The organism is Streptomyces sp. NPDC059009 (assembly GCF_042740175.1).
Lineage (GTDB): Bacteria > Actinomycetota > Actinomycetes > Streptomycetales > Streptomycetaceae > Streptomyces.
This window is the reverse complement of record NZ_JBHYJB010000060.1, coordinates 1-17,045: the sequence shown is the minus strand read 5'-3', so window position 1 is coordinate 17,045 and position 17,045 is coordinate 1. Positions and strand designations below refer to the sequence as shown.

16 protein-coding genes and 1 pseudogene are annotated in these 17,045 nt (G+C 73.6%); 9 read left to right on the top strand and 8 right to left on the bottom strand.

Features of this window, described 5'->3' with window-relative positions; all coding sequences use genetic code 11:
• The first annotated feature begins 100 nt into the window (after window positions 1–100).
• Complete coding sequence (locus tag ACFWYM_RS40675) at window positions 101–496, top strand: hypothetical protein (RefSeq protein ID WP_384849317.1); 396 nt, start codon at window positions 101–103, stop codon at window positions 494–496.
• Entirely contained in the window at window positions 496–1,104 is a 609-nt protein-coding gene (locus tag ACFWYM_RS40670; RefSeq protein WP_384849314.1) for a trimeric intracellular cation channel family protein, read from the top strand. The genes ACFWYM_RS40675 and ACFWYM_RS40670 overlap by 1 nt, the downstream gene beginning before the upstream one ends.
• A 243-nt stretch (window positions 1,105–1,347) precedes the next feature.
• Here ACFWYM_RS40670 and ACFWYM_RS40665 read toward each other — a convergent pair whose 3' ends face one another.
• Window positions 1,348–2,760: a hypothetical protein gene (locus ACFWYM_RS40665; RefSeq protein WP_384849311.1), complete on the bottom strand. Its 1,413-nt coding sequence runs from the start codon at window positions 2,758–2,760 to the stop codon at window positions 1,348–1,350.
• 308 nt (window positions 2,761–3,068) lie between these two features.
• Here ACFWYM_RS40665 and ACFWYM_RS40660 point away from each other — a divergent pair, with 308 nt between their 5' ends.
• Window positions 3,069–3,554 carry a DUF1579 family protein gene (locus ACFWYM_RS40660; RefSeq protein WP_384849308.1) on the top strand — a complete coding sequence of 162 codons (486 nt, stop codon included), beginning with the start codon at window positions 3,069–3,071 and terminating at the stop codon, window positions 3,552–3,554.
• On the opposite strand, the gene ACFWYM_RS40655 is transcribed toward ACFWYM_RS40660, so the two are convergent.
• From ACFWYM_RS40655 to ACFWYM_RS40645, 3 genes are all read right to left on the bottom strand, one after another.
• Window positions 3,538–4,743 carry an FAD-dependent oxidoreductase gene (locus ACFWYM_RS40655; protein ID WP_384849305.1) on the bottom strand — a complete coding sequence of 402 codons (1,206 nt, stop codon included), beginning with the start codon at window positions 4,741–4,743 and terminating at the stop codon, window positions 3,538–3,540. The two genes, ACFWYM_RS40660 and ACFWYM_RS40655, sit on opposite strands and share 17 nt — an antisense overlap.
• A gap of 100 nt (window positions 4,744–4,843) precedes the next feature.
• Entirely contained in the window at window positions 4,844–5,773 is a 930-nt protein-coding gene (locus ACFWYM_RS40650; RefSeq protein WP_384849423.1) for a sulfite exporter TauE/SafE family protein, read from the bottom strand.
• Between the two features lie 23 nt (window positions 5,774–5,796).
• Window positions 5,797–6,594 carry a GntR family transcriptional regulator gene (locus ACFWYM_RS40645; protein WP_384849302.1) on the bottom strand — a complete coding sequence of 266 codons (798 nt, stop codon included), beginning with the start codon at window positions 6,592–6,594 and terminating at the stop codon, window positions 5,797–5,799.
• Window positions 6,595–6,819: 225 nt separating this feature from the next.
• On the opposite strand from ACFWYM_RS40645, the gene ACFWYM_RS40640 reads away from it, so the two are divergent.
• On the top strand, window positions 6,820–8,169 hold the full coding sequence (locus tag ACFWYM_RS40640; protein WP_384849299.1) for a rhodanese-like domain-containing protein: 1,350 nt from the start codon (window positions 6,820–6,822) through the stop codon (window positions 8,167–8,169).
• Window positions 8,170–8,279: 110 nt separating this feature from the next.
• Window positions 8,280–9,461 (top strand): annotated as a pseudogene (locus tag ACFWYM_RS40635) (MFS transporter); the annotation flags it as partial.
• A 25-nt stretch (window positions 9,462–9,486) separates the two neighbouring features.
• Here the strand turns inward: ACFWYM_RS40635 and ACFWYM_RS40630 are convergent.
• Both ACFWYM_RS40630 and ACFWYM_RS40625 read right to left on the bottom strand, forming a co-directional pair.
• Window positions 9,487–10,278 (bottom strand): alpha/beta fold hydrolase, encoded by a 792-nt coding sequence (locus tag ACFWYM_RS40630; protein ID WP_384849296.1) that lies wholly within the window; start codon window positions 10,276–10,278, stop codon window positions 9,487–9,489.
• 150 nt (window positions 10,279–10,428) lie between these two features.
• Window positions 10,429–11,052, bottom strand: a complete 624-nt coding sequence (locus ACFWYM_RS40625; RefSeq protein WP_384849294.1) for a TetR/AcrR family transcriptional regulator — start codon at window positions 11,050–11,052, stop codon at window positions 10,429–10,431.
• Window positions 11,053–11,146: 94 nt separating this feature from the next.
• Here ACFWYM_RS40625 and ACFWYM_RS40620 point away from each other — a divergent pair, with 94 nt between their 5' ends.
• Complete coding sequence (locus tag ACFWYM_RS40620; RefSeq protein WP_384849291.1) at window positions 11,147–11,581, top strand: nuclear transport factor 2 family protein; 435 nt, start codon at window positions 11,147–11,149, stop codon at window positions 11,579–11,581.
• Between the two features lie 20 nt (window positions 11,582–11,601).
• On the opposite strand, the gene ACFWYM_RS40615 is transcribed toward ACFWYM_RS40620, so the two are convergent.
• A complete protein-coding gene (locus ACFWYM_RS40615) occupies window positions 11,602–12,648 on the bottom strand; it encodes a winged helix-turn-helix domain-containing protein (RefSeq protein ID WP_384849288.1) in 1,047 nt (348 codons plus the stop codon).
• 142 nt (window positions 12,649–12,790) lie between these two features.
• On the opposite strand from ACFWYM_RS40615, the gene ACFWYM_RS40610 reads away from it, so the two are divergent.
• The 3 genes from ACFWYM_RS40610 (at window position 12,791) to ACFWYM_RS40600 (ending at window position 15,802) form a co-directional block, all read left to right on the top strand.
• Entirely contained in the window at window positions 12,791–14,062 is a 1,272-nt protein-coding gene (locus tag ACFWYM_RS40610) for an alpha/beta hydrolase (protein WP_384849285.1), read from the top strand.
• A 39-nt stretch (window positions 14,063–14,101) separates the two neighbouring features.
• On the top strand, window positions 14,102–14,551 hold the full coding sequence (locus ACFWYM_RS40605; protein ID WP_384849282.1) for a nuclear transport factor 2 family protein: 450 nt from the start codon (window positions 14,102–14,104) through the stop codon (window positions 14,549–14,551).
• Between the two features lie 93 nt (window positions 14,552–14,644).
• Window positions 14,645–15,802 (top strand): aromatic acid exporter family protein, encoded by a 1,158-nt coding sequence (locus tag ACFWYM_RS40600; RefSeq protein ID WP_384849279.1) that lies wholly within the window; start codon window positions 14,645–14,647, stop codon window positions 15,800–15,802.
• A gap of 18 nt (window positions 15,803–15,820) precedes the next feature.
• Here the strand turns inward: ACFWYM_RS40600 and ACFWYM_RS40595 are convergent, their stop codons facing one another.
• Window positions 15,821–16,807, bottom strand: coding sequence for an SDR family NAD(P)-dependent oxidoreductase (locus ACFWYM_RS40595; protein ID WP_384849276.1), 987 nt, complete (start codon window positions 16,805–16,807; stop codon window positions 15,821–15,823).
• Window positions 16,808–17,045 lie beyond the last annotated feature (238 nt).

Here is a 17,045-nt window from a genome sequence, read left to right as displayed (position 1 = left end):
CCGGACGCCCGTGACCTGGGCTTTCTGGTCCTTTCGGCCGATCGGTTCTGACCGGTCGGCCGATGGCGCGAGCCCGCGCCCGACCCGGATCGTTGAGGGCATGAACATGGCGCGCAACCCCTGGTGGTGGCTGGTCGCCGCGGGAGTCGTCGCCTTCGCAGCGGTACTCGCGCTGCACACCGGCGACGGAACGGCGGCCCCGCACGGGCACGACCGGGCCGCCATGGCCCACGCCCAGGCGCGCCCCGCCGACGCGTCCGACCCGGCCCTCGACGCGTCCGCTCTCGGTGCGACCGCGCTGGCCTCCGCCGGGGTGCTCGGACTGCTGCGCCGCCGCGGCACGAGCACGGCGAAGACCACGAGGGCCGCTAAGACCACGAGGGCCGCGAAGACCGTGAAGGCGGTGAAGCCCGCGCGGACCGCGACGGCCCCGCAGCCCGCACAGCTCACGAAGGTCACGAAGGTCACGAAGGTCGCGAAGGGGGTCACCGGCTGATGCTGCACACCCTCTACCTGGTGGGCATCGCCGCCTTCGCCGCCAGTGGCGTGCTCGCCGCGCACCGCGCCCGCATGGACCCGTTCGGCGGCCTGGTCCTCGCCTTCGTCGCCTCCATCTCCGGCGGCACCCTGCGCGACCTGATCCTCGACCGGCACCCGCTCTACTGGACCCACGACTGGCAGCTGCTCACGGTCATCGCCGTGACCGGCGTCGCCACCATGCTCTACCTGCGCCGCCGCGAGCTGCCGCAGCGCAGCCTGATGGTGGTGGACGCCATCGGCCTCTCCGTGGTCACCGTCATGGGTGCCCAGGCCGCCGTCGAGGCGCACGTCACCCCGCTCGCGGTGATCATCCTCGCCGTGCTCACCGGCGTGACCGGCGAAGTGATCCGCGACGTCCTCTGCGGCGAGTTCCCGCCGCTGCTGCTGCGCGAAGAGGTCTACGCGACCGCGGCCCTCGCCGGGGCCGCCTGCTACCAGGTCCTGCACTTCGCGGGCGCGTCCTCGACCGTCACGACGTACGCCGCCGCCGGGCTGGTCCTCGCGCTGCGCCTCGCGGCGATCACCAAGTCCCTGCATCTGCCGCGGCTTTCACGCGTCGACTAGGACCTGTCCGGCGGATCTTGCCGCGGTCGCGGGCTGTGCCACGCCGATCTGCGGCGTTGTCGTCGGTTGCCAACGCTCCGCGTTGTCGCCCTCCTCCGCCTTGCATCTCGACGCACCACAGCCCGCTCACCAGCGACGGACGGCACAGCTCGGAATCATGCGGCCTGATCCGCCGGACAGGCCCTAGCCCTGCCCGGAGCCGGTGGCCGGTCGTCGGTCGCCGGCCCGTCGGTGCTCGCGGCGTCAGAACCGCCCGAGGAGGACAGGCGGCCGCCCGGGTGACCTGCCGTCGATGACGTACACCTTCGCGCCCTTGCGGAGGACGACCTCGTCGCGGCCGTCGCCGTCGAAGTCCCGGACCGTGTCGAGCGCGGTGTTGCGGGGAACGTGCGGCAGGGCGTGCGGAGAGCGGGCGCCGGGCAGAACCGTCACGCCGAGCGTGGTGTAGCCGCCCGCCGGGTCCTCCAGGGTGTCCTTGGGGTCGCCGTGGCCGATGAGGAGCTCGTCGGGGCCGGTGCCGTCGAGGTTTCCGGTCGCCATGGGGGCGGCGGACTTGGGGATGGTGACGGTGCGGGAGAGCCGGGTGCCGTCGAGGACCTTGACCGTGGTCGCGGCCCCACGGGGCGCCCGCCAGTCGGGCCCGGACTCCTCCTCGACGTAGTAGTCGCAGGTCGGATCGTTCGCGACGGCCAGTTCGCGGCGGCCGTCGCCGTCGAAGTCGCCCCAGGCGGGCAGGTCGCCCGCGGGGAGCTCGCGGGCCGGGCCGAGGCCCGAGGGCCCCGCCGCGAACAGCAGGTCGGCGTCCTCGCTCCCGGTGTTGCAGGAGGGGGCCACGACGCTCGTGGCCCGGCCCTGCGCGATCTCGTCGACGACCACGCCCTCGTCGTCGGCCGCGTCCCGCAGCCCGCCGTGCCGGGTGACCCTGGCGGGCTTGCCCGAGCGGCTGAACGGGCCGTAGAGGACGTAGAACCGCTCCGTGTCGCCGTCCTCGTCGGCGGCGTAGGCGAGCAGGTCGTGCTTGCCGTCGCCGTTGAAGTCGCCCCGCTCCAGGCCGAGTCCGAGGTTGACGCGGCGGTCGCCCAGCTGGATCCGGGTGGCCTTGCGGCCGGGGCGGGGGCCCTTGGGGGTGCCCCAGCTGATGTACGCCTCGGTGGTGGAGTCGTCGCCTGCCGAGCCGCCGTCGGGCTTGCCGCCCCAGGTGGTGGAGAGGTCGGCGTAGCCGTCGCCGTCCAGGTCGGCGGGGACGACGCCGGAGCCCAGGTCGGCGTTCTTGCCGTAGTCGGTGTGGCCGACGTGGCCGAAGGGCAGCCCGAGGCTGGTGGCGTTGAGGACCGTCCGGGTCCTGGGGTCCAGGCCGTGGCGCGAGCCGAAGACGACGGCCAGCCGCTCGGGTGTCTGCGGGTCGGGGCCGCCCCCGGGCACCAGCAGCTCCGGGTGGCCGTCGCCGTTGAGGTCGTCGGGCAGGTGGCTGCCCTTGCCCGCGGGGATCGGCTCGCTGGACACCGAGGGCGGCGCGGGCGGCCGGGCCGGCCCTTGCCCGTCGTGCCCGGACCCGCCGCCGGAGCAGCCCGCGAGCAGCAGGGCCGCGCAGGCCGCCGCCACCGATGTGCGCGTCGTGATCCTCGGCGTCGTGATCCGCAGCGTCGTGATCCTCATGGGTTCAAAGATCATGTCGCGGGCGCACGTAGTTGCGGCGGTGCGGTTGCGATCCGACAACGGGTGCTCCGCGAAAGGGACTTACCGGACGAGAGGGGAGCCGTGCGTCGTGGGGCGCGGGTGCCGCCGACGCCGCTGGGCGCCCTCGGGGTCCCCGCCTCGGGGTCCCAGCCTTTCGGCGGCGAATAGGGCCCTTGGGCCCGGCCTCCTCCCGGGGGCCACCTGCACATACTGGGCGGCGCCGGGCGCACGGCGCACCACGCGCGCCCCTTCGCCCGGCCCCCCACAGCACCAGGAGAACCCCCCGCATGTCCGCAACCGCCGCCGAACTCCAGCTGCCGTCCCCGCCCCCGGAGCTGAAGCGCCTCGACTTCCTCGTCGGCACCTGGCAGATGACCGGGCGCACCGAGGACACCCCGATGGGGCCGGGCGCCGAGATGTCCGCCACCGAGACCTTCGAGTGGATGGAGGGCGGCTTCTTCCTGCTGCACCGGTGGGAGGGCGGCTTCGAAGTGGGCGGCCGGAAGATCGCCGATGTCGGGTACGAGTTCTTCGACTACGACGTGGAGAAGGGCCGGTTCCGCAGCCGCTACTTCAACAGCTTCGGCGCCTGGGACGACACGGACAGCACCTATAAGGGCCACTTCCACGGCGACTCCCTGGTCATGACCGGCCCCGCCCGCATGACCCGCACCCTGACCGCCGACGGCACCATCACCTGCGACTCGGACAGGCCCGAGGACGACGGCGGCTGGGTGCCGTTCATGCGGGCCACCCTCACACGTATCCCTTGAGCATCCCCTTCCAGTACATCTGCGGCAGCCCGTACCGCTTCAGGTACCACATGCTGGTGCGCTCCTTCGTCGTGTCGATGAGGGGGAGCGACGGCGCCGGTTCGAGGTCGTAGTCGAACTCCGCGAGCAGCATCTTGTGGCGCGCGGTGACCAGGGGGCAGGAGGTGTAGCCGTCGTAGCGGGCCGTCAGGGGGCGGCCGCGCAGCGAGGAGTGGAGGTTGTCCACCACGACGGGGGCCTGCTTGCGGACGGCGGCGCCCGTCTTGGACGTGGGCAGGTTCGCGACGTCACCGAGCGCGAAGACCTCGGGGTGGTCGGGGTGTTGGAGCGTCGCCCGGTCCGCGCGGACGTAGCCGAAGGGCGAGTCGGGGTCGGCCAGGGGGCTCTCGGCGATCCAGCGGGGCGCGGCCTGCGGGGGCACGGCGTGCAGCAGGTCGTAGCGGATCGTCTCCTTCGTACCCGTGGCGTGGTCGGTGACGACCGCCTCGCGGGCCGCGCCGTCCAACGCGGTGAGTTCCGACTGGAGGCGGACCTCGATGCCGTAGCGCCGGGCCGTCTCGGCCAACTCCCTTGAATACACCGGCACCTTGAACATGGCCGGTTCGGGCAGGACGAGGATCACGCGGATGTGGTCGAGCACCCCGCGCTTGCGCCAGTGGTCGGCCGCCAGATACGCGATCTTCTGCGGCGCGCCCCCGCACTTCACCGGCCCCGAGGGCATCGTGAACAGGGCTGTCCCGCTCCGCATCGAGCGGATCAACTCCCAGGTCAGCGGGGCGAGATCGGGCCGGTAGTTGCTGGAGACGCCGTCGTGCCCGACGGCCTGGGCGAGCCCCGGGACGCCGCCCCAGTCCAGGCGCAGGCCCGGCGCGACCACGAGCCGGTCGTAGCCGATGGTGCGGCCGGAGCCGGTGGCGACCGTACGGGCTTGTGGGTCGACGCCGGTCGCGGACTCGTGCAGCCAGTGCACGCCGGGCGGCATCACCTCGGCCTGCGTGCGCATGGACGCCCGCAGTCGGGCCTGCCCGCCGCCGACCAGCGTCCACAGCGGCTGGTACCAGTGGGTGGCGGACGGCTCGAGCACGGCGACGTCCGGGGCCCCGGCGCGCCGCAGCCGGGCGGCGACGGTGATCCCGGCGGTGCCCCCGCCGATGATCACGATCTGGTGGTGAGCGGACGCGGTGGTCATGCGGGTCCTCCCTGAAGGGTGTGCGGTCGTAAGGGTGTTGAGGCGCTCCCAGAAGCCCAAGAAGCGCAAGGGGGCCGGGCGGTACCGGGATCCCGGGCCGTCACAGGCTCGCGATGCTGGTGACCGCCATCGACACGGCGAGGACGGTCACCAGCGAGGCGAAGGCGGTCGAGAGGGTGCGGGGGTGCAGGCGCCCGGCGATCCGGTTGCCGAGCCAGCTGCCGAGTGCCGCACAGACCGCGAACGAGGCGAGCAGCGGCAGTGCGGGGACGGCGTCCCCCGCGCGCAGGGCGAACGCCGTCGCGGAGTTGATGAGGATGACGATCAGCGAGGTGCCGACCGCGGCGGGCATCTCCATGCCGAGGACGAGCGTGAGCGCGGGCACCACGACGAAGCCGCCGCCCACCCCGAAGAACCCGGTGAGCAGGCCGACTCCGGTGGCGGCGGCCGCGATCGCCGCCAGCCGCCGGTGGCGCGCCGGGGCGGCAGGTGCCGTACGGGACGATGTCGTACGGGGGGTGTCCTCGGCGGCGGAGTCGGTACGGGTGCCGGAGCCGGCCGTCCTCGTACGGGCGTCGCCCCCGGCCCCGCCCCCACCCGGACGCGCACCGCCATCGGCCGCGCCCACGCGGGCATCGCGCCCGACAGGCAACCGCTCCCGACCCGTTCGCGGACGCCGGTCCCGTACCAGCATGGCCACCGCCACCACCAGCATCAGCCCCGCGAACGCCACCATCAGCACGGACGGATCGAGGGTCCTGCTCCACCGCGCCCCCACATACGTCCCGACCGTGCCGAGCGCTCCGAAGACCGCACCGGCCGTCCACCGCACGTGCCCCGCGCGGGCGTGACAGGCGAGACCGGAGGCCGCCCCCACGGCGACGACGACCAGCGCCCCGGTGGCCGCCTCGTGCGGCGAACGGCCAAGGAGATAGACGAGGGCGGGCACGGCGAGGATCGAGCCGCCGCCCCCGAGCGATCCCAGCAGCAGCCCGATCAGCAGGCCGCACGGCACGGCTATGAGCGGCATCGTCGCCACGCGTGGCCCGGCTCTCAGGACGGACACGCAGCGCGCGGCGCGAGCGTGACGTCGGGGCTGGTGCCCGACCACTGCGCGACGAACGCGAAGCGGTCGCCGCGCACCACCGTCTCCCGCCACTCCACGACCCGCCCGCCCGCGCGGCCGGTCCGCTCGATGAAGAACGCCGCCTCGCGCGCGGCAAGGCCGAGCAGCCAGCACTGCCGGATGTCGGGCAGAAAGGGCAGGATGCGCTCCTGCCCGCCGTCGACCTTGAGCCCGCAGCGGCGGCTCAACTCCGTGTACAGGGCGGTGTGCCGGAAGTCGGCCTCCAGGATCGGCTCGGCGAGCTCGGCCGGTAGGTAGCTGGTGTCGTGGGCGAGCGGTTCGCCGTCCGCGAGCCGGAGCCGCTCCAGGACGACCAGCGGGGCGTCGGGCAGCAGCCCCATGCGCTCGGCCACGGTGTCGTCGACGGTGTGCTCCAGGCGCACCACCTCGCTGCGCTGCTCCACGCCCCGGCTCTCCAACTCCCGGAAGAGGCTGTAGAGGGAGCCGAGGGGCTGCTGGATGCGGCGGGTGTCCAGTCGGCTCGCGCGGCCCCGCTCGGCGATCACCAGGCCGTCGGCGCGCAGTCTGCGCAGCGCCTCGCGGACGGTGTGCCGGCTCACCTCGTACTCGGCGGTCAGGCGGTGCTCGGCCGGGAACTCGGCGGTGAACGCGCCCGCTTCCATGCGCCGCCGCAGGTCGTCGCGGAGCTGGGCCCACAGGGGGAGGGGTGCGCGCCGGTCGAGGGGGCGCGGACCGAAGTCGTCGGCCGCCTGCTGCTGGGACATGGCGCTTTCTCCTTGAACGGGACGGACGATGTGAACGGGGCCGGGTGGATGTCAACGGGACCGGTGATGCCAACGGGACCCGAGGTCCGGTTACTTGAACGGGGCCGGATCAACCGGGCTGTCCCGGACCCGAGTTGTCGTGGGCGGGCTCGGCTGCCTAATGTACGTACATCCGTGCATCCGCACAACACGCCCGTGGACCCCCCTTGCTCCCGGAGGCCGACCGTGCACTTCGCGCAGTACTACCTCGACTGTCTGTCCCAGGCGTCGTACCTGATAGGCGACGAGACCACCGGACGAGCCGTGCTCGTCGACCCGCGCCGCGACATCGACGAGTACCTGACCGACGCCGAAGCGGCGGGCCTGCGCATCGAGCTGGTCATCGAGACGCACTTCCACGCCGACTTCCTCTCCGGCCACCTCGAACTGGCCCGTGCCACCGGCGCCGCCATCGCCTTCGGCGCCGCCGCCGAGACCGGCTACCCCATCCGCAGGCTGGCCGACGGCGAACGCGTCAGCCTCGGCGAGGTGACGCTCACCGCCCTGGCCACGCCCGGCCACACCCCCGAGTCCATCTGCGTGGTGATCCATGAACACCCGGACGCCGACGTGCCGTTCGGGGTGCTCACCGGCGACACCCTCTTCGTGGGCGACGTCGGCCGCCCCGACCTGCTCTCCTCTGCCGGACTCAGCGCGCAGGAGATGGCCGGCCGCCTCCACCGCTCGCTCCACGAAAAGCTGCTCACGCTGCCCGACGCCACCCGCGTCTACCCCGCCCACGGCGCGGGCTCGTCGTGCGGCCGCAGCCTCTCCGCCGAGACCAGCTCCACCATCGGCGAGCAGCGCCGCCTCAACTACGCGCTCCAGCCCATGCCGGAGGCCGACTTCGTCCGCCTCGTTACCGCGGGCCAGCCCGCGACCCCCGGCTACTTCGCGCACGACGCGATCCTCAACCGCGACGGCCACCCGCTCCTCGACGCCGCGTCCTCGCCACCCGCCCTCTCCCTCGACGAGGCGCTGGCCGCCCGTACGGAACGAGGCGCCGTCCTCCTCGACAGCCGCCCCCTGTCCGCCTACACCACCGCGCATCTGGCGGGATCCCTGCACGCGGGCCTCGACACACGCTTCGCGGAGTACGCGGGCAGCGTCGTGCCGCCGGGCACCCCGATCGTCCTGGTGGCCACGCCCGGCACCGAGCACGAGGCCCGCGTCCGGCTCGCCCGCATCGGCTACGACCACGTCATCGGCCATGTCGCGGACCCGGCCGCCGCCCTCGCCGACCGCCCCGAACTCACCGCGTCCACCCACCGGTCGGACCCGCACGAGACCCCGCCCGCCGACGCCCAGCTCGTCGACGTCCGCAACCCCGCCGAGTACGCGGCGGGCGCGCTCCCCGGCGCCGTCAACCTCCCCCTGGCCACGCTCGCCGCCCAGGCCCACCGCCTGGACCCGGCCCGCCCGGTGGTCCTGTACTGCCGCAGCGGCAACCGCTCGGTGATCGCGGCGGCGCTGCTGGAGGCGCGGGGGTTCGCGGATGTGCGGGACATCATCGGGGGGTACGAGCAGGCGGCCTGAGCCAGGGACCACCACCCGTCCGCTGTGGCGGGGCGTTGTCAGCGGTGAGGCGGGACGTCGGCAGTGGTGCTGCGGGGCGTTGTCAGTGGTGCCGTCTACCGTCACCGACCATGACAGCTCCCACCGCGGCCGCCCCTGCCCCGACCGGCCGCCTCCCGCGCACGTACATGGCCTGGCTCGCCGGAGCCCTGGCGTCCCTGCTGGGGGACGCGGTCCTGTACTTCGCGCTGGGCTGGGCGGCCGCGGCGCACGGCGGCTCCGTGGCGGGACTCGTCCTCACCGCGATCACGCTGCCGCGCACGCTGCTCCTGCTCATCGGCGGCGCCGTGGCCGACCGCTACGGCGTCCGCAGGGTGATGCTGCTCGGCGACGCGGCGATGATCGTGGTGACGGTCGCGCTGGCCGCCACGACCCGCCAACTGGGCTCCCCGGTCTGGCTGTTGATCGCGGCGGGCCTGGCGATCGGCATCGTGGACGCCTTCTACCTGCCCGCCTCCGGCTCCATGCCCCGCCGCCTCGTGGGGACCGCGGCCCTGCCCCAGGCGCTGGCGCTGCGCCAGACCGGCGGCCAGCTGGCGTCCCTCGCGGGCGGTGCGGCGGGCGGCTTCCTGGTGGCGGCGGTGGGCCTGGGCGGCGTGGCCCTCCTGGACGCGGCGAGCTTCGTCGTCATGCTGGCGGTGCTGCTCGCGATCCGCCCTGAGTGGCCGACGCCGCCGCCCGTTCCCGGCGAGGGCAGTGTGCTGCGGGACGCACTGGAAGGACTGCGAGTCGCCTGGCGGGAACCCGTACTGCGCCCGGCACTTGCCCAGATCGCGGCGGCGGCCGGATTCCTGCTGCCCGTCATCTCGCTCCTGGTTCCGCTGCTCGGCCACCACCGGGGCTGGAACACCGGCGCCACCGGCCTGGTCGTGGGCGCGCAGAGCTTCGGCATCGTGGCCGTCGCCGTCCTCGTGGTCCGCAAGGGCGGCAGCGACCGCCCCGGCCGCGCGGCGGCGCTCGGCCTCCTCGTCGCCGGTACGGGCACCGCCGCCCTGGCGCTCTCGGCCGCCGCACCGCTCGCCACGGCCGCGGCGCTTGCGGTGGGCCTGGGCTCGGGCCTGTTCAGCACGCACGTGGCCCCGCTCGTCCTGACGGCGACACCCGAGCCCTTCCTCTCCCGCATCCAGGCGCTCCTCGGCGTCGTCCAGAGCGCCGCGCTGCTGCTGATGAACAACGTGCTCGGCAACCTCGCCGCGCTCACCGGCCCGCCGGTCACACTGGGCGTCTGCGCGGCCGCCGTCGCGCTCACGGGCGGCGCGGGACTCGCCTCGGCCGCTCTCAGGACGGTGACGCGGGCGACGACGGGGGCGATGACAGGGGTGGCGACGGGGGCGGTGCCGCAGGGAGCTCCCGCCGGTACGCCTCCAGGCGCCCGGCCAGCTCCCGCGGACGGACGAGCATCGGAAAGTGCCCGCCACCGTCCATCTCGCCGATCTCCGAAGAACTGAGCGGCAGCCGCTCCTCAACGGCCTTGCGCAGAAAGGCAGCCGGAAAGAAGGCGTCGTCCCGGCAGAGCAGAAACCGCGTCGGAACGGCGGGCCACGCGAGCAGCGGCCACGGCTGCTCCATGGGCGTGCCGGACTGCGGGCGCCACCGGGTGTCCACCTCGGCGGCGAGCGCGTCCGGGAGCCCGCGCAACAGGGCGTTGGGATCCTCCTCGGGCGTCGTCCCGTCCAGCGCGGCCCGCTCGCGCCGCGCCTCGGCGTGACCGGTGGCCGCCCACCAGTCGGCGGGCGGCTCCCCGGGGCGGGGCGGCATGGCATTGAGCATCACGAGAAGGTCGACCGGGAGCCGGTCGCAGGTGAGAGGGGCGACGAGGCCGGCGAACGAGTGGGCCACGAGGACGAGTTGACCGGGCGCGCTCGTGGCGTGGCCGACGGCGTGCACGGCGTCCACGGTTTCCACAGCGTCCACGACCGCGTCGGCGTACTCGGCGAGCCCCGCGCGGTCGTCGTCGCAGGGCAGGTCGACGGTCACGACGTCGTGCCCCAGGGCGCGCAGCTCGGGCTCCAGCAGATGCCAGTGCCAGGGCCCGCAGGCGGCGCCGTGGATGAGTACGTAGGTGGCCATGGGGCGCATCATGCCAGGGGAGTTGGGCACGGCCGGGTGGGGGCGCGGCGAGCGGAGCGTGGTCAGCGGGGCACGGCCGCGTAATCCGGTCGCCCTGCCGCGCCCTTGATCCGTACGCTCGGCGGCAGCGGGATCGCGCGGAGGGGCGTCTCAGGACTCGGCGCCGAGCACGCGCAGCAAGGTGACGCGGAGCGCGTCCGCCGCCTCGTCCTCCGTCATACGCCCCGCCGCCGCGTCGTCGCCCGCCGCGTGGCCGAGCAGCACGACGACGGTGACCAGCCAGTCGAGCGGCAGCCGGTCGTGGAACTCCTCACTGTCCTGGCCGCGTTGAATGATCCGCCGCAGCCGGTCGGTGACCGCCTCATGGCGTGCCCGGTCGGTCTGCGGGGGCACCTGGAGCGAGGCGGCCCGCCGCATCAGGACCGGGTACCGCCCGGCCGTCCGGCGGCCCGCGTCCAGGAGCCGGAGCAGCGCCTCCGCCGCCGGCCCCTCGTCGAGGCGTGCGGCGTCCATCGCGGCGACGGCGTCCTCCGTGACCCGGTCGAGGGCTCCCGCCCACAGGTGCTCCCGCGAAGGGAAGTGGGCGTAGACGGTCTGGCGCGTCACGCCCGCCACGGCAGCGATGGCCTCGATGCTCGCGTCAGGCTGTGCGTTCAGGAGCTGGACCGCCGCGTCCAGGATGGACTGCCGGCTGCGGCGGGCGTCGGCGCGACGGCGGGGCCGGGGCCGGGCCTGCGGCGGGGACTTGGGCTCGGTCTTGGGCGAGTCACTCATCTCTTACACCTTGTCAAAAATATTGGGCGGTGCATATCTTACAGAGCGTAAGAGATAGTCCAGGTGAACGTGTGATCCATCCGACGGGAGCACCGTGAGCGGCAACCCCCCGACAGGCACCGGCCCCTTCGACGGCATCGACCCGAAGAAGTTCATCGCCGAGTTCCACGCCTCCTTCCATGACGACCTGGTGCACACCGACGAGGACGCGGGCGCGATCGTCGACCGCTATCACACGCCGGACGTCCTGCAGTTCGCCGACGGGCACCGCATGGACCGCGCCAAGCTCATCGCCCACGCCCGCCCCATCCGCAAGACCCGGCCGACCGGCCGCATGGAGGTCCACGAGGCGTTCGTGGACGGCGACCGGATCGCGGCCCGCAGCACCCTGCACGTGGCGTACCCGGACAAGGAGCCGGTGAAGGAACTGGCCCTGGAGATCTGCTTCTTCGGCCAGTACGCCCCCGACCGCCGACTGCGCCGCGCTCACATGCTCACCCGCGTGATCCCCGCCGAGCGGGAGGAGTGACCGGCGTCGCCGTCGGCGGGCTACGAACTCTCCCCGCCGCGCCCCTGAACCAGCAGATCCCCCATCGCCGTACGCCGATGCCGCACCGCCCGGCCCGCCCGCACCGTCGCCACCAGGCCCGCACCGCGCAGTGCCGCCGCGTGCGCGGACGCCGTGGCGTTGCTGACGCCGAGGCGCCGGGCCAGGTCGGTGGTGGTGTGGCCTTCGGCGAGCAGGAGCAGGGCGTCCGCGCGTGTGCGGCCCAACACCCCTGCCAGGGCGCCCTCTTCGGGGATCTCGGGGCCGTCCGGAGCGAGCGGATGTCCCGGACCGGCCGGGTAGGTCACCACGAGGGGCCGGCCGGGGAGATCCGCGAGGAGCGGGCCACCGGTCCAGTGGAAGGTGGGCATCAACAGCACGCCGCGTCCACCGAGCACGATGTCACCGTCGCGCTCACCCCCTGCACCCCCTGCACCCCCTGCACCCCCTGCACCCCCTGCACCCCCTGCACCCCCTGCATTCCGCCCCAACTCCCATACGGTGCCGTGCAGTCGAGCTCCGGCCGTCAGTCCGGACAGTGCGGCCCCGACCCCCTCCTCGGCCACCGCCACCGCATGCCGGGTGAACTCCGCCCGGTGCAGGTCCTGCACCACCGGCCACACGGGCCGCACGACCGTCTCGAACGCCGCGCGCTCGGCCCGCAGCAGCACCCGCCAGGCATCCTCGGAGCCGCGGTGCAACTCCCGCACCCACGAGGGCGCCGCAGTCGGATGCGGGGCGTAGACGCGCTGGAGCTCCGCGCGGACCAGGTCCGGACGCGCAGCCCGTAGGGCATCGAGGCCCTCTGCCAGGTCATCGCTGAACACGTCCAGGAAGCGGGGAGCCTGCCCGGCGGGCACCAGGTCCCGCAGCGGCAGGACGGCCTGCGGCAGCGCGCGCAGCGTCCGGTGCCGCCAACGGGCCTGCTGGGGAACGTCAGTGGGGTGCGACATCGCCAACAGGGCGGTGTGCAGGGCCTGGAGCGGCGCCGGCCGGGGCGCGAACCGGACCCGCGCGAAGTCGCTCGCCGTGAAGTGGATCCGGACCAAGGTTCCCTCGTTCCTTACGTTCGGTGGGCGCTGCGCGCCAACGTTTCGGGCAGGGCCTGAACCTTCGCCCGCGTCCCCACCCCCACGACAGCATCGCAAGGAAAGAAGGAAAGACGGAGCGAGGGAGTGTGTGGGGATGGTCATGTCGTGGCACGAGGATGCCGCCGTCACCGGCCGAGGGGGCGTCGATCGACGTACGGCCCTCAGGAATTCGACGGCGCTGGCCACCGGACTGCTGATCGGCGGAGCCACGGCTGTCCCCGCACACGCAGGGGACAAGGAGGGCCGCCCGTCCCAGCCGTCGGCTGAGGGAATCACCCTCCACCTGCCCGCCCCAACAGGCCCCCACCGCACGGGAGTCACCACCCTCCACCTCGTCGACCACCGCCGAGGCGACCCCTGGGATGCCGGACTCCGTGCCCGCGAACTGATGGTCACCGTCCACTATCCGGCTGCCCGAGCCACCGCCCCCTTCCCGCTCGCACCCCACATGACCCCCGTGTCGGCGCAGCGGTTCGCGACCTTCGACCCCGTGTACCTGCACCCCCAACTGCCCAAGAACGGCGTCAACTGGGGTGCCACGATGACCCGTTCCCGCGCAGGCGCCCCCGCGCAGCCCGTACGACGCCCCGTGCTCCTCTACTCCCCGGGCGGCTGCGACCCGCGCACCCTGGGCACGGGCCTGGCCGAGGAACTGGCCAGTCACGGCGCGGTGGTCGTGACGATCGACCACCCCGGCGAACCGGGCGCCGTCGAGTTCCCCGACGGCAGCGTCCGGCAGTTCGCCCTGCCCGGCACGCCTGACGACCCCCAGGTCTTCCGGACGATGCTGCACACCCGCATCGCCGACACCCGCTTCGTCCTCGACGCGCTCACGTCCCTGGCCGACGGCCACAACCCCGACGCGTCCGCACGCCCCCTCCCCGAGAACCTGCACCGCGCCCTCGACCTGCACCGCGTCGGCGTCTACGGCCACTCGGTGGGCGGCGAGACGGCGGCGGAGGCCCTGTACGAGGACCGACGCATCGCCGCGGCGGCCAATCTGGAGGGCTACCTCGACTACCCACCCCAACGTCCGGGGGAGAAGGGCGAGTTGCTCCCCGTCACGCGCCACGGCGTGGACCGCCCCCTGCTGCTCCTCGGCACCGACGGCTTCCGCAACGCGCGCTTCGACCGCTCCTGGTCGGCCATGCTCCGCCACCCCCACGGACACACACGCAGGCACCGGCTCCACGACGCCAACCACTGGATCTTCACCGACTACGCCGCCCTGGCGCCCCAACTCCAGGACGCCGGGCTGATGACCGCCCCCGACCGCGCCGCCCTCATCGGCGCGCTCCCCCCGGACCGCTCCGTCCCGGCGGTACGCCACCGTGTGCGCACCTTCTTCGCCCGCCACCTCGATGTCCGATGACCGCCAGTACACACCGCACCCTGTGAACACACTGGCCCCATGACGGCAACACCCACACCCCCACGCACGCAGGGTTCCGCCACGGCGGTGCTCACCGGCATGTACGCCGCCGAGGCCGAGTACCTGGCGGCCGGCGGCCCCGGCCTGGCCTCCTTCGACCTGCTGGCGCCCTACTTCGCGCCGGACGTCGTCCTGCACCAGGCCGAGGCCCTGCCCTACGGCGGGACGTGGCGCGGCCACGCGGGCATGGAACGGTTCTTCCTCGCCATGGGGGAGACCTGGGAGCGCTTCGACATGGTGGCGCAGCAGTTCCTCGCCACGGGCCCAACCGCCGTCGTGCTCACCCAGATCCAGGCCCGCTCCCGCACCACCGGCCGCGAACTCGGCTTCCCGATCCTGCAGACCCTCCACATCGAGGACGACCGCATCTCCGAAGTCCACCCCTTCTACTGGGACACGGCGGCGATCGCGGCGGCGTGCAGGCCGTAGGACGGGGCGGGGATCAGGCAGGTGAGCAGAGTCGCCGAATCCCATACAACAGCGTGCGCTGAATACCCCAAAACGGGATGTAGCGTGCGGCGCATGGACGCTCACCTGCGTACCGCCGAGGTGCGCGCCAGGATGGTCGCCGGGTTCGGGGACGGCGTGATGGTGGCGCGTACCGCCGTCGCGGCCGCACTGTCGTGGTGGATCGCGACCGCGCTGCTGCACTCCGACGCGGCGTCACTCGCCCCGGCGGGCGCCATCCTCGGTGCGCAGACGACGCCCTTCGCGACCGCCCGCAAGAGCCTTCAGCGCGCGGCCGGGATCGGGCTCGGCTTCCTGCTCGGCATGGCCGCGGCCGCCTCCCTCGGCGTGAACACCCTCACGGTGCTGCTGGCCGTTCTGCTGGGCATGTACGCGGGGCGGCTGCTGCGGCTCGGGCCGCAGATGCATCAGATCGCCCTGACCGCCGTCCTGGTGATGGGGACCGCTCAGCACTTCGGGTACGGGGCCACGCGCCTGGAGGACAACGTCGTCGGCGTCCTGATCGGCACCGTCGTCGGCCTGCTCGTGCCCGCGCCCGGCTTCCCCCGCCGTGCGGGCGAGGAGCTGGCCCGCCTGGCCCGGCAGGCCGCCGACCTCCTGACCGAGATCTCCGGTCAACTCGCCGACGGGGACTGGGCGTCGCACGCCGGGGACTGGGTCAACCGGGCCCGGGCCCTGTCCCAGCGGCTCGAGCTGGTCCGCAAGGCGGTACGGGACGCGGAGGACTCGATCCGCTGGCGGCCCCGTTCCGGCCGGGCGCGCTCCCGCATCAACCGGCTCGCCGAGGCCACCCGTTGCCTCGACCACGTCGGCCACCAGGTCCGGGGCATCAGCCGCGGCCTGTACAACCTGACCTTCCGCGAGGGCCGCCCGCCCGCGCTCCACTGGGACCAGCACGACAGCCATCTGCTGCCCGAACCCGCCACCGCCCCGGACGGCCTCGACCGCGTCCTCGGCGACCTCGCCACGGTCCTCGCTCTTCTCGCCGACGTGCACACCCTGGAAGAAGCCCCGGACCCCGGGCTGCTGCGGCGCCTGGAGGCCCTGGTCGGCGCCGCCGAGACCAGCTTTCTGCGCACCGCCCTCGACCAGTCCACCGCGTACGAGGACTGGCGGGTGCTGTGCACCGCGGGCATCCTCGAGGACGCCCGCAAGATGATCCACGAACTCGACCCGGACATCGGCCCCCATCGGGGGGCCTTTCATATGTGACGGCCTGCACCCCCATTGTCAGCGGCAACGCGAGCGGAAGCCGAGGTCCGGGTCGGCGCCGACCAGTTCGGCGCTGATGGACCACAGGCGCGAGGCCACCTCCCGGTCGGCCATGTGCGCGGGTACCGGCTCACTCCGGGGGCGGCCGCGCAGGCCGAAGACCCTCGGGCCCCACAGCTGTCCGCCCCGCACCTCCGCGTCGAGCACGGCGCGCACGACGGGCCGGGCCCCGGCGTGCTTGCCCTGCACCAAGAGACCGGCGGGCAGGGTGCGCAGCCGTCGGGCGGGGCTGGTCACGTGGACCGGCGGTCGCGACGGGGTGAGGCCGTCGAGGGCGCCGCCGGGGTGGGCCACCACGCTCAGGACCGGGCTGCCGAGGGCGCGCAGATGGCGGTCGAGAGCGAAGCCGAAGCTCATCTGCGCCAGCTTCGACCGGCCGTACGTGCGCTTGGGGCGGTAGTCCTCGGCCGACTGCAGATCGTCCAGGTCCAGCCGCTCGGAGCGGGCCGCGAAGCTCCCCACGGTGACGACGCGGGCGGCCGGGGCCGCGGACAGCAGGGGCGCCAGCCCCTGGGTGAGGGCGAAGTGGCCGAGGTGGTTGGTGCCGAACATCAGCTCGTGGCCGTCCTTGGTCTGCCGACGCGGCGGGTCGTCGAGTGCGACTCCGGCGTTATGGACGACGGCGTCGAGACGGTCGATTGCCGGATCGGGGGCCGAGCCGTGAGTCGAGCCGTGGGCCAGTCTGTCTCCCGCTGTCCTCACGGATGACAGATCGGCGAGGTCCAGTGGCAGATGGCGCACGTGCGCGCCGGGGACGCGCGAGCGGAGCGCGGCCATGGCGGCTTCCGCCTTCGCTGCGTCCCGGCTGCCGAGCACGACGAGGGCACCCGTGGCGGCCAGCTCCTCGGCGACGAAGTAGCCGACCCCGGCGTTCCCGCCGGTGACCAGGAAGGTCTTGCCTTGGTTCCGATGGTCCCGTTGGTTCCGGGGCGGGGCGGGTGCCATGACGGGCTCCTTGCGGTGGGCGGTGGCGTGCTCGTCGGGAGCACCGGCCCACCCAAGGTCGCAGAGCCCGCCGACATATCGCCGACAGGCTTCCGATACGTCTCGGGGCATGCCTCCGAGCCCTGGCCGACCTCGGCCCGGTGCCGGGCGCCGCCGCATAACGGGGGATCGGTGGCGCCCGGCGGTCTGGTCAGGTGTCAGGAGCAGGTCTTGTAGAAGTGCTTCCAGCCGTCGGTGG